Raw genomic sequence first — 18,833 nt, forward strand, 5'->3', positions numbered from 1 at the left:
ATCTCCTTCGTTGGTGGTTTATCGCTACTGCAGGATCTGCGATAGCGGTCATATATTGGTTGGTTTTGCCTGACTATCGGGGGACCTCCCTGCTGCCAGTCGATCCAGCATGATCGCAAGTGCGACGATGGCAATCGCTGCGGCGAGACCCTTTCCGAACAGTTCAGTTCGGGAGAATCCGGCATACACCAGATAGCCGAGCGCGCCTGCACCGACAAGGCCGCCGATCACGACCATGGCGAACACGTAGAGCAGGCCCTGGTTGGTGGCCAAAGCGATGCCTTTGCGCGCCATCGGAAGCTGCACTTTGGTGATGATCTGCCAGCGACTTGATCCTGCCGACCGAGCGGCTTCCACAACGGTTGGCGGCACATTGAGAATCGCATCGCAGACCAGTTTGATGGCGACCGGCGTGGCATACACGATTGCCGCCACGATCGCGGTGAAGCGGGTTGGTTCGAATAGCGCCAAGGCCGGCACGAGGTAGACAAATGGCGGCACCACCTGGGCCGCATCGAGGATAGGCCGCAGAAAAAGATCCACGCGCGCACTGGTTGCCATCCAAACCCCGAATAGCAGCGCTAGCAGCATCGTCAGGATGGTGGCGACCAACGTCATCGTCAGGGTAACCATGCTGTCTTGCCACAGGCCGACTCCGAAGATAACCCCGATGCAGACAATTGAGGTGATCAGGGAGCGCATACCGGCGATCAAGAATGACAGGACCAAAATGGTGGCCGTGACCAACCACCAAGGTGACTGTGCAAGAAGAGACTGCAACGGGTTGAGCAATCCGTAGGTGATGCCATCTTTGAATCCGTTGGTGACGGTTGAAGCGTTGTCTGCCAACCAGGTCGACAGCCAATCAGCCGCTTTTGCGAACGGTGTGCCCAGATCGGGTTGGGACGGAAACGTTGCCAAGTTGACGAACTGCCGGGACAGGTAGACACAGACCAGGGCAATTACACCTGTCGCGCCAAGGCCGATCCTTCGGTTTCGCTGGCTGCGGGGAGTGGGGATGATGGTGCTGCGCTCGCTGGCTGCCGTGGTGACCCGGTCGAGCATGATCGCCATAAGGACAATGCAGAGACCGGCGGTGGCGGCGCGGCCAACATCCAAGGTCTCAAGCGCTTTGATGACCGGTTTGCCTAGGCCGGGACCATCGACAAAGGCAGCGATCGTAACCATCGCGAGTGCGGCCATCATGGTCTGGTTCACGCCGACGATGATCGTGCGCCGGGCCATTGGCAACTGAACTTTGCGAAGCATCTGGAAACGACTGGTGCCCAATGACTCCATTGCCTCGATAGTTTCAGTCGAGACACTGCGAATGCCGTGGGCGGATATGCGGATGACGGGTGGCAGCGCGTAGATGAGCGTGACGATCACTGCGGCTGCGACGCCGATGCTGAAGAACAAGGTGATCGGCAACAGATAGGCGAACGAGGGCATCGTTTGCAGCCCATCAAGGATGGGGGTAATCACTGCTGTGGCGCGCTTGCTCCGGCCCATCCAGATGCCGATCGGGATGCCGACGATGAGGCAAATTGCGACTGCCATGAACGTCACGATCAGGGTATCCATGCTGATTGCCCAGTAGCCCAACAGTCCGAACAACGCGAACGTCACGCCGGTCAGGATCGCCATCCGCCAGCCTGCGACCAGCAGCGCAACCCAGATCGCGATGGTAATTACGCCGAGCCAGCCGATTTCTGGGACCGGACGCGGGTAGACAGCCTGGCTAACGAGGCCCTGCAGAAAATTGGCGATCGAGTCGAGCGCATCACTGATGTGCTGCAGGCCCTGCAAAAATGCGCTGGAGTTGCGGGCAGCGTCCAATTTGTCACTGAATGTGCCGATCCAGACCTGAAATTTGGAGAGATCTGACCGAGCCAGGGGGAGATCGTTGACGCCCTTCAACAGCGTTCCAGCGACAACAAATGCACCGATGGCGACCGCGATTATGGGCCCGCGGTGGGTCGCCTTGTCGATCGGAACTGGTGGTTGCTGCTCCTTGTTCGGCGGTGGTGGCAGGGGCGCCGTATCGACGCTCACGCTGGGACCTCATCTTCGGCGACGATGACTCGTAAGATGTCGTCGTCGGTCACAATGCCGACGAGCTTGCCGTCCTCGACGACCTTGATCGGGTGGTCGGAGTCGAGCACCGCGTGAGCTGCCTGTTGCACGATCGTATTTGGTGACATTTCGGGCCCGCCCAGATCGTCGCCGTCCTTGGCTGGGCGCATGATCCATTTGAGCGTCAATACGTGAGATTTGGGCACGTCACTGACAAAATCGCGTACGTAATCATCGGCGGGTGCGCCGACGACTTCGTCAGGAGTGCCGATCTGCACAACTTCGCCATCGCGCATGATCAGGATCCGGTCGCCAAGCTTGAGCGCCTCTTGCAGATCGTGGGTGATGAAGACCATCGTCTTGCCGACCTGTTGGTGTAGCCGGATGACTTCATTCTGCATATCGCGACGGATCAGTGGGTCGAGGGCTGAGAATGGCTCATCGAACAACAGCAACGAGGGGTCGACGGCGAGTGCTCGGCCGAGGCCGACCCGCTGCTGCATGCCACCGGAGAGTTGGTCGGGATAAGACAGCGCATTGCCGTCGAGACCGACGAGTTCGAGGATCTCATTGGCTTTGGCATGACGTTCGGCCTTGCCGACACCACGAACTTCCAGCCCATAGGCGATATTGTCGATGACCCGGCGGTGCGGCAGCAGACCGAAGTGTTGGAACACCATCGCGACATGGTTGCGGCGTAGCGCGCGCAGCGATGACTCCGACATCTTCCGAACATCGTCACCGTCAATCGTGATCTCACCAGACGTCGGCTCGATCAGGCGGGTCAGGCAACGAACCAGGGTCGATTTGCCCGATCCGGACAATCCCATGACGACGAAAACTTCACCCTGCGCCACTTCGAAGCTGACATCCTTGACTGCGGCAACGCAGCCGGTCTTCTCACGCAGTTCCTGACGGCTGAGATTGCCATCGGCACTGCCGGGAATGCGATCAGCTTTGGGCCCGAAGACCTTCCATAAGTTCTCAACTTTGACTGCGATGTCGCTCATTGCTGCTCCTCGTGGCGGTGTTGGTCCGAGTTGCGCGGATCACCGGGCGGGAACAACGGGGAGCCATCGCGGTAGCGGTAGTACGGTACGTCGGATGCGGCGGCTAGGGGAGTGTTTCCCAAAATTAGGTCGGCGGCCTTTTCGGCGAGCATCATGATCGGTGCGTAAATGTTGCCGTTCGTGACGTATGGCATGGCGGAGGCATCGACCACGCGCAGCCCGTCCATTCCGTGGACCCGCATACTCGTCGGATCGAGCACGCTCATGTCATCGGTGCCCATCTTGGCGGTGCAGGACGGATGCAGTGCCGTCTCCGCGTCCTTGGCGACCCAATCGAGGATTTCTTGGTCGGTCTCGACCGAAGGCCCGGGCGAGATCTCGCCGGCATTAAAGGTGTCGAATGCTGGCTGGTTGAGGATGCGGCGGGCGATCCGGACCATTTCAATCCATTCACGCCGGTCGGTCTCAGTGGACAGATAGTTGAAGCGCAGCGCCGGGTGTTCCTTAGGATCGGTCGACTTGATCTTGACCGAGCCTCGGACATCGGAGTACATCGGGCCGACGTGCACCTGGTAGCCGTGCTCAGCGGCCGGCTGGGAGCCGTCGTAGCGGATTGCAATCGGCAGAAAATGGAACATCGTGTTGGGATAGTCGACAGCATCGTTGCTGCGGACGAAGCCGCCGGCCTCGAAGTGATTGGTTGCCCCGACGCCGCGACGAAGGAACATCCATTCGGCACCAATGCGCGGCTTGTGCCGGTGCTTGAGCCAAGGGCCGATCGAGACTGGCTGCTTGGACTCGTACTGGATGTAGACCTCGAGGTGGTCCTGAAGGTTTTCACCAACGCCGGGAATGTCGGCGACCGGCTTGATACCGAGCGCAGACAATTCGGCCGCGTTGCCAATGCCGGACAACTGAAGCAACTGTGGCGAGTTGATTGCGCCGCCGCACAGAATGACTTCTTTGGCCTTGACACTGCGATGCACTTTGCCGCCGCGCAGATAGTTGACGCCGACGACGCGCTTGCCTTCGGTTTGCAGCGTCGTCACATGGGCGAGTGTCTCAACACGAAGGTTGGGGCGTTTCATGACTGGATGGAGATAGGCGCGGGCGGCGCTGAGCCGGCGGCCCCGATGCACATTGCGGTCGAACCGGGCAAAGCCTTCTTGGCGGTAGCCGTTGACATCATCGGTGGGCGGATAACCGGCCTGTTGGGTTGCCTCGAGGAATGCGCCGAACAACGGATTGGTTGCCGGGCCCCGCTCAAGGATGAGCGGTCCGGAGCCGCCGCGCCATTCATCGGCTCCGGCCAGGCAGGTCTCCATGCGCTTGAAGTAGGGCAGACAGTTGGCGTAGCTCCAAGACTCCATGCCCGGATCGGCCGCCCAGCGTTCGAAATCGAGCGGATTGCCGCGCTGGAAGATCATGCCGTTGATGCTGCTCGACCCGCCGAGGACCTTGCCGCGGGCATGGAACACCTTGCGACCGCCCATAAACGGCTCCGGTTCGGACTCGTACTTCCAGTCGTAGAGCCGGTTGCCGATGGGAATGGGTAGCGCAGCTGGCATGTGAATGAATGGATCGATTTTGAAGTCGCTACGTCCGGCCTCAAGTACGAGGACGCTCGTCGAGGGATCCGCACTGAGCCGGTTGGCTAGCGCCGAACCGGCTGAGCCACCGCCCACGATAACGAAGTCGTAACTATCGGGCTTCATGAAGTTGCGGTTCCTTCCTTGGTCGATGCGCGCTGTCCGTCGAACCAGCGCTGCGGCGCCGGATTGATGTTGTGCCAGATGTGCTTGGTCTCGCGATATTCGGCCAATCCATCGAGGCCGAGTTCGCGGCCGAAGCCCGATTGCTTGTAACCACCCCATTCGGCCTGCGGCACATAGGGGTGGTAGTCGTTGATCCAGACGGTGCCCATGCGCAGCCGACCGGCGACCCGTTCGGCTCGCCCGGCACCGGAGGTCCATACGGCACCCGCTAGGCCATAGATGCTGTCGTTTGCCTTGGCGATCGCGTCGTCCTCATCGGTGAACGACTCGACGGTAAGGACCGGGCCGAATGATTCGTCTTGGACGACGGTCATCTTTGACGTGCATCCGGTCAGGATCGTCGGGAGGTAGTAGAACCCGTTGGCGAGCGCCGGGTCGGACGGTCGGGCTCCGCCGGTACGCAGCGTGGCGCCCTCAGCGACACCAGCGGCGACGTAGGCCTCGATCTTGTCGCGATGCGCAGCGCTGATGAGCGCTCCGGTTTCGGCGTTTTCGTCAAAGGGACCGCCGATCCGGATGAGTTCGGCCCGACGTACGAGCTCATCGACGAACTCATCGACGATCGATTCCTCGACGAGGAGGCGGGCGCCAGCCGAGCAGACCTGTCCCGAGTGCAGAAATACCGCGGTCATCGCGAAGTCGAGAGCAGTTTCTCGGTCAGCGTCGGCGAATACGATATTAGGGTTCTTGCCACCCAATTCGAGCGCGATCTTTTTGACCGTTGGGGCCGCCGCCGCCATGATTGAGCGACCCGTGACGAGCCCGCCGGTGAACGACACTAAGTCGACGTCGGGGTGGCCGGTGAGCGGAGCGCCGACACGGGCACCCGCGCCGAGGATTAAGTTCGCGACGCCGGCTGGCAGCCCGGCCTCGGTCAATGCGCCCATCAGCCAGATCGCGGTTGATGGCGTCAACTCGCTCGGCTTGAGCACAAATGTGGTGCCAGCGGCGATCGCGGGGGCAACTTTCCAGGCAGTTTGCAGCAGTGGGTAGTTCCATGGCGTGATGAGTGAGCAGACACCGACCGGCTCGTGCACAACCCGACTGACGACATCGGCGCGACCAGTGTCGACCACGCGGCCGCTCTCGGCGTTGGCGAGGCCAGCAAAATGGCGGAAAACGCCGACGATGTCATCGACGTCGTATTCGGACTCGACTAGGCGCTTGCCAGTGTCCAGTGATTCGAGTCGTGCGACGTCGGCCTTGTCGCGCTCGAGCAGGTCCGCAACGCGATGCAAAAGCGCGCCGCGTTCTAGTGAAGAAGTTGCTGGCCAAGGCCCACTGTCAAAGGCGCGGCGGGCGGCAACAATGGCTAGATCAGAATCCTCAGGTCCGGCCTCAGGGACAGTGGCAACCAGATTGCCGTCAGCGGGGCACCGGATCTCGCGGGTTTCGCCGCCAATCGCGGAGCACCATGTGCCATCGATGAATAGTCCGGTCATTGTGGGTCCTCGCTCTCGACATGCTTGGCAGGACGATTAGTCCGGCCGTGTTGCTTATCGTGCAACAGTTACCGCGTTACGCAACAACTCTGGATGTAGGGCTTCCGTTCGTCAAGGGTTGATTTTTTCGGAGGGCCGATTACTCTGCCGCCAACCGAGCCGTTTTGACACTTCTTCCGCGGTTTCTATGACCAATTTCGTCGCGAGCAAAACCTTTGCTTCATCGAATCGAAACGTTGGTCCGGACACCGAAAGCGACGCGATGACGTCGCCATGGGCGTTGCGCAGCGCTGCCGCAACGGCCGTCAAACCGATTTCAAGTTCATCAGCAACGATGGCATATCCCAGTTGGCGAGCCTTCTCGACCTCGATGAGAAGTTGTTTTAGCGTTGCGGTAGTGGTCGGCGTATATGAGCGAAATTTTTGGCCAACTTGGCTCGCGATCTGTTCATCGGTGAGCCCGCACAGCAGCATTCTGCCGTTCGATGTTGCATGCAGCGGTATGCGCTGGCCGACCCAATTGTGCGGCTGGAGTGAAGACCCGCCAGTGATCTGATCCAGATAGAGAGCCGCACCCTCGGATAGCACTGCGATGTTGACCGTTTCACCGGTCTCAGCGGCCAAGGTTCTCGCCAGCGGACGGGCTTCCTGGACGACGTCGAGCCGCGCGGTAGTTGCACCTGCTAATCGCAGGATGCCGACCCCAAGGCGGTATTTGCCGCGCTCGCTGTTCTGCTCGACGAGGCCACGCCGTTCCAGTGACGCAATCAGCCGGAATGCCGTCGATTTGTGAACGCCGAGCTCAAGTGCGATCTTGGTGACTCCGGACTCCCCGTCGTGGGCAAGCATCTCGAGGATGCTGACAGCGCGATCCACCGATTGCACGGTGCCAGTGATGGGCTTGGCTGAACTGGACTTATCGCTCAAGGGCGCGGACACCTGCTGTTTCGCCGCAGACCGTTTAGCGTCAAGCTGTTTTGCATCAAATCCTGCAGAACTGTTGCTCATGACACGACACTATTGCACAATTCACAACAGCGGGAGTTTGACCACGTGGGCCGGAACACCGTAGTCACAGCGAGGAATACACATGGCGAACGATGAGAATGCCACCCCCACCTACGTACTCACACTGTCCTGCATGGACCGTCCCGGACTAGTTTTTGCCGTTTCATCTTGGCTCATGCGGGCCGGTGGAAACATCCTTGATTCCCAGCAATTTGATGACAGTCTGGGCCACAAATTTTTTATGCGCGTTCATTTCGAGGTCAGCACGGTCAGCCTTGACGAGCTGCGTGACTCATTCGGTCCGGTCGCCGCTGAGCACAGCATGGACTGGCAGTTGTATTCGACCAGCGTTCCCTATCGGACCCTGGTTCTCGTTTCGAAGTATGGGCATTGTCTCAACGATCTGCTGTTTCGCCAGAGCAGCGGATCGCTCAACATCGTCATCCCGGCGGTCGTGTCGAATCATCGTGATTTTGAGCGGCTCTCGGGAACGTATGACGTCCCGTTCTACCACGTGCCAGTCACGAAGGAGACCAAGTCGCAGGCCGAAGCGCGGCTGTTGGAATTGGTCGACGAACTCGACATCGATCTAGTCGTCCTCGCGCGCTACATGCAGGTGCTGTCCGATGATCTGTGCAAGCAACTTGAGGGTAGGGCGATCAACATCCACCATTCATTCCTGCCCAGTTTCAAAGGCGCACGACCGTACCACCAAGCGCATGCCCGCGGCGTGAAGCTGACCGGCGCGACCGCGCACTACGTGACCGCAGAGCTCGACGAGGGCCCAATCATCGAACAAGGCGTGACACGGGTCAATCACCGGATGACGCCGCACGAGACGGTTCAGGCCGGCCGGGAGATGGAGGCACAGGTGTTGTCACAGGCAGTCAAGTGGCACACCGAGCAACGCCTCATCATCGCTGATTCCCGCGTCATCGTCTTCCCGTAGGACTCACGGCGTTAGTCGCCGAGTTCAGTGCGGCGGCGGTCGACGTATTCCTTCAGCTCAGCCTTGATGGCCTCATCCATTGGCGGCGCTTCGTACTCTTCGAGCTTCTTTTTGTAGATGATCCCGGCGCGTTGGTTCGTGTCGAGCTGACCGCCACTGGTCCATTTGGAGAAGTTGTCCGAACTGGACAGGAACGGCCGGTGGAAGCAGGTGCGGAAGCGCTCCATCGTGTGCTCGGCGCCGAGAAAGTGGCCGCCGTGACCGACCTCGACGTGCGCATCGAACCCCAGCGATGCCTCGTCGATCTCCAATGGCGTGAACTCCGCGCGCAGCATTTGCAGAAGTTCGACATCCATGATGAATTTTTCGTAGCCGGCCACAAGACCGCCCTCGAGCCAGCCAGCGGCATGCAAGACGTAATTGGCGCCAGCGAGGAAGGTCGGCATGAGCGTCATCAACGACTCATAGCCGGCCTGCGCGTCGACTTGGTGCGCGGAGGTGAGTCCGCCGCCCGAACGCCACGGTAGGCCGAAGCGGCGTGCGATCTGGCCGGTGCAGAGCAGCCCAATGCCCGACTCGGGGGTGCCGAAGCAAGGCGAACCCGACTGCATGTCGATGTTGGAGAGGAATGATCCGAACAGCACCGGGGTGCCGGGGCGTACGAGTTGGGCCAACGCGATGCCCGAGAGGGCCTCCGTGATCTGCTGAACAAGCGCGGCCGGAATCGTGACCGGCGACATGGCACCGAGCAGGATGAATGGTGTCGGGATGATTGCCTGGCCGGCAGCCGCATATTCGAACAACGACTCGAGCATCCGGTCGTCCCACTTCAGCGGCGAGTTGCAGTTGATCAGCGAGATCGACGCGGGCGTCTTCTCAATCGCCTCGCGGCCGCCGAAGAGGATCTCGCTCATCGCAATCGTGTCACGGGCATTGACGCCGGAGACGACATTGCCCATGTAGATCTTGTCGGTCAGCGTCTGCAGCGCAAACAGCATGTCGAGATGGCGTGAGTCGAGCGGTGTGTCGTACGGCTCGCAAATGATGCCGCCAGCGGAGTCGAGCTCGGGGTAAGTCTGCGCGAGCTTCGTGAAATTGCGGAAATCCTCCATCATGGCGTCGCGGCGGATCGCGCCCTCGCGGACAAACGGGGGACCGTAGACGCCGGCGAACACCATTTTGTTGCCGCCAATGTGAACGTTGTTGGCGGGGTTGCGGGCCTGGATGTCGAATTCCTTGGGCGCCTTAGCAACCTGCTCGAGAACCCAATCGGGGTCGAAGAAGACGGTGTTTCCTTCTACTTTCTGCCCGGCCTCGCGGAACAATCTGAGCGCTTCGTCGTGCATGAACTCGACGCCGACTTCCGAGATGAGCCGGCGCCACGCGGCCTCGATCGATGCCATCGCATCCTCGGACAGGATTTCGTAATGGGGCATCTTGTTCTCGAACATTGGACCTCCAGGTGTCCATCGGGCGGTGCGCCGAATCAATAAGCATTAAAAGTGCTGAGCGATTTCCCTTGACCGGGGAGACAATGTGATTCTACTCTCATGTTATGGGAATTCGGTTCCACAATATGGAACTCGAACCGATATGGGAAGACCTTCCCGACAATCGTTTTGAAAGGCGTGTCAGTCCGATGACAAGTGGAACCCAGTCGCTCGATCGAGCCGCCGAGTTGCTGTCATTGGTGGTTCGTTCAGACAGCCCGGTGACATATACCGATATCGTCGATCAAACCGGCCTCGCGCGGTCGACGACATCGCGACTGTTACAGGGTCTTGAGCGCAATGGATTGCTCGAACGTGATCGTGACGGTGCCTTTCGCGGTGGGGCATTGTTTGCCCATTACGCAACTCGATTCGATCGCATCGAAGCGCTCGTTGCCGCCGCGAACCCAACTCTTGAGCGCATCGCCGAGGCGACGGGAGAAACGGTCAACCTCGCGGTGGCCCGCGGCGATACGGTCGTCCAGGTCTCGCAGATCGACTCCACTTACATGCTCGGTGCGATGAACTGGGTCGGCATGGACGTGCCGCCGCATACCTCGGCGCTCGGCAAAGTCATGTATGCCTTCGGTTCGCTGCCGCTGCCAAAGGGGCGACTCGAGCAGTCGACGCTGAACACGATCACCGAACCCAAGACGCTCGCGAAAGAACTCGACGTCATACGCAAGCGCGGCTTCGCAGTTACCAACGGCGAGCTCGAAGAGGGCCTCGATGGCCTTGCCACCCCAGTTTTCGGTCCGGATCGCCACATCATTGCGGCACTCGGGGTGTCCGGCCCGGCGTTTCGGATTGAAGAATCCGTGACGCAGTTCGCCGAATTAATGATTGAAGAATCGAATCGGCTCAGCACACTCCTCGCACGTCGTGCACGGAATACCACCACCCTGAAAGGTTCCCGCAAATGACTCCTGACGAAATCCTGCAGTCGTTGTACGACGACACCCTTGTCGGCAACGCTCCGCGCGTTCTCGAGCTGACACAGATGGGCCTTGATTTGGACATGGGCCCGGAGACGCTGTTGTTCGATGCACTCATCCCATCGCTTGAGGAGGTCGGCGCACGGTTCGAACGAGGCGACTTCTTCGTCCCAGAAATGCTGATCGCAGGCCGGGCCATGAGTGGCGCGCTCAACCTGCTTCGCCCGTTACTCGCTGATCTAGGCGCTGAAACCGTTGGGACCTTCGTGATGGGCACGGTCAAGGGCGACGTCCACGACATCGGCAAGAACCTCGTCAACATCATGCTCGAAGGTGCGGGCTTCCAAGTGATCGATCTGGGCGTTCAGGTGCCGCCGGAGAAGTTCATCGAGGCGATCAATGAATACCACCCCGACATTGTCGGTTTCTCGGCCTTCCTCACCACCACGATGCCGATGTTCAAGGCCAATATCAATGCCCTTGAGAAGGCCGGAATGCGGGATCAGGTCATCGTGATGGTCGGCGGCGCGCCCGTGACCCAGGAGTATGCCGATGCGGTCGGCGCCGATGCATATGCACCGGATGCTTCCGCAACGGTCAAGAAGGCTAAGGCGCTTATCGCCGAACGCCGCGCCAAAGTCCCGGCCTGACCGGCCGCCACTAATCCATCAGGAGCAGCACGTGCATACGATAATCCGCTCGGCAACCAAGGAAGTCATCATCGGTGGCGACCAAAAATTCTGCATCATCGGCGAACGCATCAACCCGACCGGTCGTCGGATCTTTCAGGAGCAGCTGCGCGCTGGCGATATGTCGGCGATCGAGCGGGATGTCGCGGCGCAGGTGGCCGGCGGTGCGATGATCCTTGACGTCAACATGGGTGTACCGCTGACCGATGAGCCCGAACTGCTCGGCCGTGCGATCACGATGGTCCAGACGTTGACAGATCTGCCGATCTGTATCGACTCCTCGGTCGTCGACGCGCTCGAAGCGGGCCTTTCGGTCTATCAAGGCCGGGCGCTGGTCAACTCGATCACCGCCGAGGATGAGCGGATGGAACAGGTTCTGCCACTGGTCAAAAAGTATGGTGCTGCGGTCATTGCGCTGCCCAATGACCACAAGGAGATCCCGATGGAGCCCGAGGGTCGGCTCGTGTTGATCGAGAAGATCATCCACGTCGCCACCACCGAGTATGGAATCCCGATCGAGGACATCCTGATCGATCCGCTGGCGATGCCGATCGGCGCTGACCCACAGGTCGGCCGATCATTCTTCACGACGTGCGCGACCATCCGCGAGCGCTGGGGCGTCAACACGACCTGCGGTGCAGGCAATAACTCCTTCGGGATGCCCGGGCGCAACGAACTTGGCGCGGCCTTCCTGCCGATGGCAATTGCTTCGGGGCTCACCTCCGCGATCATGGATTCGCGCAGCGCCGCCATGGTGGGAGCGGTCAAGGCCGCCGACGTTGTTATGGGCAATGACGAGTGGGGCATGGCCTGGATCGGTGACTTCCGCAGCAAGAAAGCCGCTGCTGAAGCCGCCGCGAAGGCTGAGTCTGTGACCGAAAGGGTCGAAGCAGCCTCATGAGTGTTGTTCCGGGTCGATCTCGCGTCGTCCATGCCGATGAAGTCGATGAAGACGACGACCCATCGGCAGGGGCCGGTCGAGTTCGGCTGAGCTTCTCCCCGGCGGGGCGTGACTTTAAGGTTCCGCCCGGAGTGACGGTGTTCGATGCCGCCAGTTGGAATGGCATCGCGATCGATTCGACCTGCGGCGGCCACGGCACCTGTAAGAAGTGCATCGTCAAAGTGCTCGAAGGTTCAGTCCCGGTCACACCGATGGATGAGCGAGCCTTCAAGCAGGATGAACTCGACGAAGGCTGGCGGCTGGCCTGCCGAATCGCCGCCAAGACCGATCTCAAAATTGAGGTACCACCACTGGTCACCCGGCCCAAGGCGGCAACCGTCGGCGTCGGGCGCCAGGTGATCCTTCGGCCGGCGATCCAGAAGCGTTATGTCGAGCTTGAGGAGCCGACGCTGGCCGATCAGGTACCTGATGTCGAGCGGCTGTTGGCGGCGATCGACGATCTGGAACTCACCGTCGATCTGCATGCGCTGCGCCGCATACCCTCAGTCATCCGTGCCGCCAACTGGAAGGTGACGGCGGTCATCGTTGATTCGGTCTTGATCGATATCGAGCCCGGTGACACGTCTGCGGTGCATCACGCGTTGGCATTCGATCTCGGCACCACGACCGTGGTCGCGACCTTGCTCGACACGGCGACTGGCACTCCGGTCGCGGTGGCCTCGATGCTTAACAAGCAGCAGCCCTTCGGCGGTGATGTGATCACGCGTATCAGTTCGACCATGATGGACCCCGAAGTCCTGCCCAAACTCACTCAGCTGGCCAAGGACACCTTGGCCGAGCTGACCGATAACGTTTGCACCGAGTCGGGCCTTGATCGACGCGAGATCTACGAGGTAGCGCTTGCGGGCAATGCGACGATGGTGGCGCTGTTGCTTGGTATCGATCCCGAACCGCTCGGCGTCGCTCCGTTCATCCTGAGTTCCCGGATGGCGCCGGCGGTCAGCGCGGCCGATATCGGCGTCGACATTCATCCCTCAGCGCCGGCCTACATACATCCCGCGCTCGGCGCCTATGTTGGCGGTGACATCGTTGCCGGTGCGCTCGCCTCGGGCATGGATCGTGACAAGCGGCTGCGGCTGTTTATCGATGTTGGAACCAACTGTGAGATCGTCCTCGGCGACGGCGAACGCATCTTGTCGACCGCAGCTCCGGCTGGGCCTGCCTTCGAAGGCGGGCAGATCAAATGCGGTATGCGCGCCTCCGACGGGGCGATCGAAGTCGTCAAACTCACCGAGGATGATGTCCAACTCCAGGTGATTGGCGATATCGAACCGGTGGGATTGTGTGGCTCGGGCCTCGTCGATGCGGTGGCTGAGCTCGTCAAGATGGGGCTGCTGGACCGCAGTGGCCGTTTGATCTCGATCGAGGCGGCCACCGAAATCGTCCCGAAACTGGTGCCCCGTCTCACCCAGGTCGGCAAGGAGCGCGTGTTCGTACTCCACTGGTCTGGTGCTGAGGGCGATGTCTCTGAATCGGTCTACATCTCGCAGCGCGATGTCCGCGAGTTGCAATTCGCCAAGGCGGCGATCTCGACCGGTTGGACGCTCCTGCTCGACGAGATGGGCGTGACTCAACGTGATATCCAGCAAGTATTGCTGGCCGGGTCGTTCGGCTCGTACCTCTCACCGGCGAGCGCGATCCGCATTGGCCTGGTGCCCAAACTCCCAGTGATGCGAATTGTTAGCGCCGGCAACGTAGCTGGTGAAGGCGCGAAGATGACGCTGCTGAGCAAGGCCGAGCGTGCAGGCGCGGAAGCGCTGCTGAAAGAGGTGGCGTATGTCGAACTCTCCGACCGTAAGGATTTCAACGACCGTTTCGTCGATCTCCTCGCCTTCCCTGACTGAGCCCAGTTTGGCGGCTAGCGATCTACTGGACCATCCGACCAACGGACGTGCCGTGGTGATCGCGTGTGGTGCAATCGCGCAGCCGATAGCCGAAGTGGTCGCACGCAACGAATGGCCAGTCGATATCCATCCGCTGCCGCCGCTCCTGCATAACCATCCGGAGAAGATCGCGGCCGAGATCGAGCCGTTGCTGATCGAACTGCGTGCCACCTATTCGACCGTCGCGATCGGCTACGCGGATTGTGGGACGTACGGCGCGTTGGATGACGTGTGCGACAAGTATGGTGTCCGCCGACTCGAGGGGCTGCATTGCTACGACGTCTATGGCGGTGCCGAGCGGATGCGGAAGATCTTCGACGCGCAGGCCGGCACGTATGTATTGACCGATTTCTTGGTGCGCTCGTTCAAGCGGACCGTGATCCAGGAGTTGGGGCTCGATCGTTACCCCGAGCTGCACGAGGACTACTTCCGCCACTATGGAAAAGTCGTCTGGTTGGCGCAGAAGCCCGATGCTGAGCTCCGCGCACTTGCGTTGGATGCGGCGGAATTCCTCCGTCTGCCGCTGACCGTGATCGACGTCGGACTCCGCGGCCTCGACGCCGCAATGCGCGATCTTCTGGAGCTCTAGTCCCCGTCCCCAAGATTTGGCCGATTTCGGGCGTTGTCAAGCTGCTTGGAGTCGTTGAGGGTCGTCTTTGGGGAGGTTGATGCCAACGGTGTCGGCGGGGGTCGGCGTGCTGGGACGGGTACGGAATCGTTCGGGGTGCGCGTCGTAGTAGGCCTGATGGGCTCGGTCGCGTTGTTGCCAGCGTTCGCGCCAGCTGCCGTCGTGGACCTCGTTGGGTGAGAACAGTGCGATTCCGGAGTGCTTGTGTTGGCTGTTGTACCAGGGCACGTAGGACGTCATGTGAGCTCTGGCGGCCTGCAGGTCAGGAAAGGTGCCCGGATAGTTCGGCCGGTATTTCATGGTGCGGAACTCTGACTCGGAGAACGGGTTATCGTTCGACACCCTGGGCCGGTTGTGGGTCCGATCGATGCCTAGATCGGCCAGCAGGTCCTTGAGGACGTTTGAGCGCATCGCGGGCCCCGAATCGGCGTGCACGGCCCGCGGCAGCCCGTGCTCGCCGAAGGCGTGCTCGAACATGTCGACCGCCAGATCGTCGACCTCGCGTTCCTCGACCCGCCAGCCGACGATCTTGCGCGAATAGATATCGATGATTGAGTAGCCCTTGAACGCGACACCACGCCACGGGCTGCGCAGATCGGTGATGTCCCAGGACCAGACCTGTCCTGGGCCGGTCGCTTCCAGCGCCGGCATCTCCCGCGGCGTCTTGCTGCGATGTTTGGTGGGCACGTCGGGCCGTGCTGACTGATCTTCGATGTCGGCCGCGATCCGCCACCATGACCTTCGGGACGCGAGCATCACCCCGGCGTCCCAAGCGGTCGCGAACGCGTGATCGACTGAGTTCCCGACCGTCCACGCAGTGTTGATCCGTTCGACGATCAGGGCACGGTCAGCCGCACTAATGCGGGACCGATAGGCCCGATCCATCTGCGGCACCGGGTCAGCGGTCAGCTCGCGCGGGTTGGCCCGGTAGTGCCACGTCGACCGCGACACACCAGCCAACTCCAACGCCTGACGTTGCGACCCCACCTGACAGGTCAGATCGGCGACGAGCTCGTTCTCAGCGTTCAGGAATCGGATGGATCGTTCATCTGCGGGGTTTCGTCGGGCTCGTGTCCGCTCATCGCGTGCAAGAGCCCGATAGCTTTTCCCAACGCATCATTGGTGCCCTCAAGCTCACGAATCCGCTCGTTGAGCTTCACGATCTGGGCCTCGTGCGCTGCGCGTTCAGCAGCCCGCTGCTTCTCCAACGCCGTCCGCTTGGCCGGTGGAATAGTCATAGGACTACCTTCTCGCGGGATCAGCCGCCGGTCCAGATCGCCCTCGAACACCGCCAATCGCCACTTTCGCAGACAGTCATACGAGACACCCTGCGCCGCCAACCAAACAGACTTTTGACCGAACGGCTGCACGTGATACTCATGCACAAACTCCCGGACCTCATCGGCCGTGAACCCCATCCCTGCCGTCACCACCCAGCTCCTTCACCAATCGCGAAACTGACTCACAACCAGCCTGGCAAAGAGGGAATCCTCCCATTTTGAAGGGATTTCTGACGGATTTTGGGTGTTTAGCCGCCAAATCTTGGGGACTGGCGGTTAGTGGCGTACGGTTTCGCCGGCGTCGATCTTGGCGATCATCTCTTGGCGCCAGTTGTGTGTCTGGGCGACCTGATTGAAGGTGAACAGATGGAGGCCGTCCACCCGTGTGCTGGCATCGCTGGTGGTTAGCGCCAACCGTTCGATGAATCGTTCGGGGCTGTAGCCACCGGGTGTCGCGATCCGGGCGAATACGGACTTGTTCTTTGATAGGAACCGAGCCGATTCACTGACCCCGATCTTGGTTGCCATCGACAATAACTTTGTACGCTCGATCGGGCCGGGCATGCCAATCAGGATCGGCATCGCGGCACCGCGGGAGCGAACCCGTTTGATCCAGGCGGACACAACCTCGATATCGAAGCACATATTGCTGACGACATGGTCGGCGTGCTCACGCTTGTCCCACATGGCTTGGACGGTGACGTCATCGAGGATCGTCGGATGCGACTCCGGGTAGCCAGTCACGCCGACATGCGCGAATGGTCGGCCTAGATCGGTCAGATCGCGCAACAAGTCGATCGAACCGGCATAATCGCCGGCCGCAGGATCGGCGTCACCAGCGGGGACGAATACGGTATCGACTCCGCATTCGAGCAACCGCGCAACGATCTCCTCGAGCTCCTTGCGGCCGCTGATCATGCGTGCGGCCAGATGCGGCACCGCCCGATAGCCATGGCCGGCCAGACGTTCGGTGAGGTCGAGTGTGGCAGCTAAACCCTTGCCAGTTGATGCGGTCACGGTGAGCATTTGCCCGGCGGGGATCGCGGCCACAATGTTTTCCTCTATCGAGGGTGTGGGCAGCACTTCATACCGTGCGCCGACCAGCAGTCGCCGCATTTCTAACTTCGCAAGATTGTTGCGCATAAGGCAACTCGTTTCGTGATACGCACCAAGGGACTCCAGACTATCTGTGTGTGAATCATCGGGCAATAGCATTTCCGTACGCATCTGAAATTCCTGACAATCAGGCGAGCTAGCCGTAGGGTGAGGTCCGATGCTGATCCCGTCGCCCAGCTGCGATGGCGTTGAGGGAGAACAGAATGGCAGAGCTGACCGAGTCACTACGCGGAGCATTCGGACCGGACTTTATTTGGGGCGTTTCGACTGCGAGTTATCAGCTTGAAGGGGGCGTCGACGAGGGCGGTCGTGGACCTACCAGCTGGGACACGTTCTGTGCGTTGCCGGGCAAGATTCGCAACGGCGATACTGGTGCGGTCGCGTGTGATCACTTTCATCGCTACCCCGAGGACATCGCCCTGATGAAGGATCTTGGCGTCGATGCCTATCGATTCTCCTTCGCATGGTCGCGCATACAGCCCGATGGATCGGGTGCGACGAATGCGGCGGGACTCGACTTCTATGACCGGCTCGTCGACGGGCTGCTTGAAGCTGGCATCGCGCCGACCCCGACGCTGTTTCATTGGGACACACCACAGGCACTCGAAGACAACGGCGGCTGGCTCAACCGGGAAATCACCGACCGTTTCGCCGACTACGCCACGATCATGGGCGAGCGGTACGCCGATCGGATCGACCGATGGATCACGGTCAACGAGCCGGTCGTTTTGACCTTGATGGGTCATGCGATCGGCGTCCATGCGCCCGGCAAGTCGCTCGGTTTCGATGCGTTGTCGGTCGCGCATCATCAGCTGTTGGCGCACGGTAAGGCGGTCGCTGCGTTGCGTGGGGCCGGCGCCGACAGCATTGGTATCGCCAACAACCACGCCCCCATCTGGGCCGCGGGCGACAGTGATGAGGACAAAGCCGCAGCCGATTTCTACGATCTACTTCACAACCGTCTCTTTGCTGACCCAGTCCTGCTCGGGCGTTGGCCCACCGATGGCATGGAGGAAGCCTTCCCGGGCTATCAGTCTGGTGATCTGGACATCATTTCAACGCCGTTGGACTGGTACGGCATCAACTACTACAACCCCTTGCAAGTCGGCGCCCCCGGGCATTCGCATGAGGCCTCGATGGTCGACGGCGCCGAACTCCCGCCGGACCTGCCGTTCGCCTTTGTTGACATCGAGGGCTACGCCAAGAACGACTTCGGCTGGCCGATCGTCCCGGCCGGCTTCACCGATCTCCTCACCGGCATGAAGGAGCGTTATGGCGACAAGCTCCCGCCGCTCATGATCACCGAGAACGGCACCGCAATCAACGATGAGCCGGACGCCGCCGGACGGATCGCCGATACCCGTCGAATCGACTACTTGGCCACCCATCTAGCCGCGGTCAAGGACGCGATCGATGCTGGTGTCGATGTACGCGGCTACTTCCAGTGGTCGCTAATGGACAACTTCGAATGGGCTGAAGGTTTCGCTCAACGATTCGGTCTCGTACACATCGACTATGCCAACCAGCAACGTCGTCCCAAAGACTCCTACCGTTGGTATCGCGATCTGATCGGTTCGCATCGTTGAGTGCC

16 protein-coding genes are annotated in these 18,833 nt (G+C 60.6%); 7 read left to right on the forward strand and 9 right to left on the reverse strand.

From position 1 onward, the window contains the following. Positions 1-48: 48 nt before the first annotated feature. The 5 genes from AC2YB9_RS04405 to AC2YB9_RS04425 form a co-directional block, all read right to left on the reverse strand. Complete coding sequence (locus AC2YB9_RS04405) at positions 49-2,055, reverse strand: ABC transporter permease (RefSeq protein ID WP_487267542.1); 2,007 nt, start codon at positions 2,053-2,055, stop codon at positions 49-51. Then, positions 2,052-3,086: a quaternary amine ABC transporter ATP-binding protein gene (locus tag AC2YB9_RS04410; protein WP_487267543.1), complete on the reverse strand. Its 1,035-nt coding sequence runs from the start codon at positions 3,084-3,086 to the stop codon at positions 2,052-2,054. The genes AC2YB9_RS04405 and AC2YB9_RS04410 overlap by 4 nt, the downstream gene beginning before the upstream one ends. Further along, a complete protein-coding gene (betA, locus tag AC2YB9_RS04415) occupies positions 3,083-4,801 on the reverse strand; it encodes a choline dehydrogenase (protein WP_487267544.1) in 1,719 nt (572 codons plus the stop codon). Before betA ends, AC2YB9_RS04410 begins: the two co-directional genes overlap by 4 nt. Next, a complete protein-coding gene (locus AC2YB9_RS04420; RefSeq protein WP_487267545.1) occupies positions 4,798-6,303 on the reverse strand; it encodes an aldehyde dehydrogenase family protein in 1,506 nt (501 codons plus the stop codon). The genes betA and AC2YB9_RS04420 overlap by 4 nt, the downstream gene beginning before the upstream one ends. A gap of 111 nt (positions 6,304-6,414) precedes the next feature. Next, complete coding sequence (locus tag AC2YB9_RS04425) at positions 6,415-7,311, reverse strand: IclR family transcriptional regulator (RefSeq protein WP_487267546.1); 897 nt, start codon at positions 7,309-7,311, stop codon at positions 6,415-6,417. An 82-nt stretch (positions 7,312-7,393) separates the two neighbouring features. Here AC2YB9_RS04425 and purU point away from each other — a divergent pair, with 82 nt between their 5' ends. Further along, entirely contained in the window at positions 7,394-8,260 is an 867-nt protein-coding gene (gene purU / locus AC2YB9_RS04430; protein ID WP_487267547.1) for a formyltetrahydrofolate deformylase, read from the forward strand. 11 nt (positions 8,261-8,271) lie between these two features. On the opposite strand, the gene AC2YB9_RS04435 is transcribed toward purU, so the two are convergent. Further along, positions 8,272-9,711: a trimethylamine methyltransferase family protein gene (locus AC2YB9_RS04435; RefSeq protein ID WP_487267548.1), complete on the reverse strand. Its 1,440-nt coding sequence runs from the start codon at positions 9,709-9,711 to the stop codon at positions 8,272-8,274. A 188-nt stretch (positions 9,712-9,899) separates the two neighbouring features. Here AC2YB9_RS04435 and AC2YB9_RS04440 point away from each other — a divergent pair, with 188 nt between their 5' ends. From AC2YB9_RS04440 to AC2YB9_RS04460, 5 genes are read left to right on the forward strand one after another with little or no spacing between them, the layout of a single operon-like run. After that, positions 9,900-10,673, forward strand: coding sequence for an IclR family transcriptional regulator (locus tag AC2YB9_RS04440; protein ID WP_487267549.1), 774 nt, complete (start codon positions 9,900-9,902; stop codon positions 10,671-10,673). Next, positions 10,670-11,335: a cobalamin B12-binding domain-containing protein gene (locus tag AC2YB9_RS04445; protein WP_487267550.1), complete on the forward strand. Its 666-nt coding sequence runs from the start codon at positions 10,670-10,672 to the stop codon at positions 11,333-11,335. The genes AC2YB9_RS04440 and AC2YB9_RS04445 overlap by 4 nt, the downstream gene beginning before the upstream one ends. Before the next feature lie 31 nt (positions 11,336-11,366). Further along, a complete protein-coding gene (locus AC2YB9_RS04450; RefSeq protein ID WP_487267551.1) occupies positions 11,367-12,275 on the forward strand; it encodes a dihydropteroate synthase in 909 nt (302 codons plus the stop codon). Continuing rightward, positions 12,272-14,179 carry an ASKHA domain-containing protein gene (locus AC2YB9_RS04455; RefSeq protein ID WP_487267552.1) on the forward strand — a complete coding sequence of 636 codons (1,908 nt, stop codon included), beginning with the start codon at positions 12,272-12,274 and terminating at the stop codon, positions 14,177-14,179. The genes AC2YB9_RS04450 and AC2YB9_RS04455 overlap by 4 nt, the downstream gene beginning before the upstream one ends. A gap of 7 nt (positions 14,180-14,186) precedes the next feature. Next, positions 14,187-14,807, forward strand: coding sequence for a DUF1638 domain-containing protein (locus AC2YB9_RS04460; RefSeq protein ID WP_487267553.1), 621 nt, complete (start codon positions 14,187-14,189; stop codon positions 14,805-14,807). Between the two features lie 36 nt (positions 14,808-14,843). Here AC2YB9_RS04460 and AC2YB9_RS04465 read toward each other — a convergent pair whose 3' ends face one another. From AC2YB9_RS04465 to AC2YB9_RS04475, 3 genes are all read right to left on the reverse strand, one after another. Then, positions 14,844-15,833, reverse strand: coding sequence for a transposase (locus AC2YB9_RS04465; RefSeq protein WP_487267554.1), 990 nt, complete (start codon positions 15,831-15,833; stop codon positions 14,844-14,846). 38 nt (positions 15,834-15,871) lie between these two features. After that, complete coding sequence (locus tag AC2YB9_RS04470) at positions 15,872-16,276, reverse strand: hypothetical protein (RefSeq protein WP_487267555.1); 405 nt, start codon at positions 16,274-16,276, stop codon at positions 15,872-15,874. 126 nt (positions 16,277-16,402) lie between these two features. Then, a complete protein-coding gene (locus AC2YB9_RS04475; protein WP_487267556.1) occupies positions 16,403-17,269 on the reverse strand; it encodes a methylenetetrahydrofolate reductase in 867 nt (288 codons plus the stop codon). Between the two features lie 176 nt (positions 17,270-17,445). Here AC2YB9_RS04475 and AC2YB9_RS04480 point away from each other — a divergent pair, with 176 nt between their 5' ends. Beyond that, positions 17,446-18,828, forward strand: coding sequence for a GH1 family beta-glucosidase (locus AC2YB9_RS04480; protein ID WP_487267557.1), 1,383 nt, complete (start codon positions 17,446-17,448; stop codon positions 18,826-18,828). Positions 18,829-18,833 lie beyond the last annotated feature (5 nt).

The organism is Aeromicrobium changchenzhani (genome assembly GCF_057586615.1).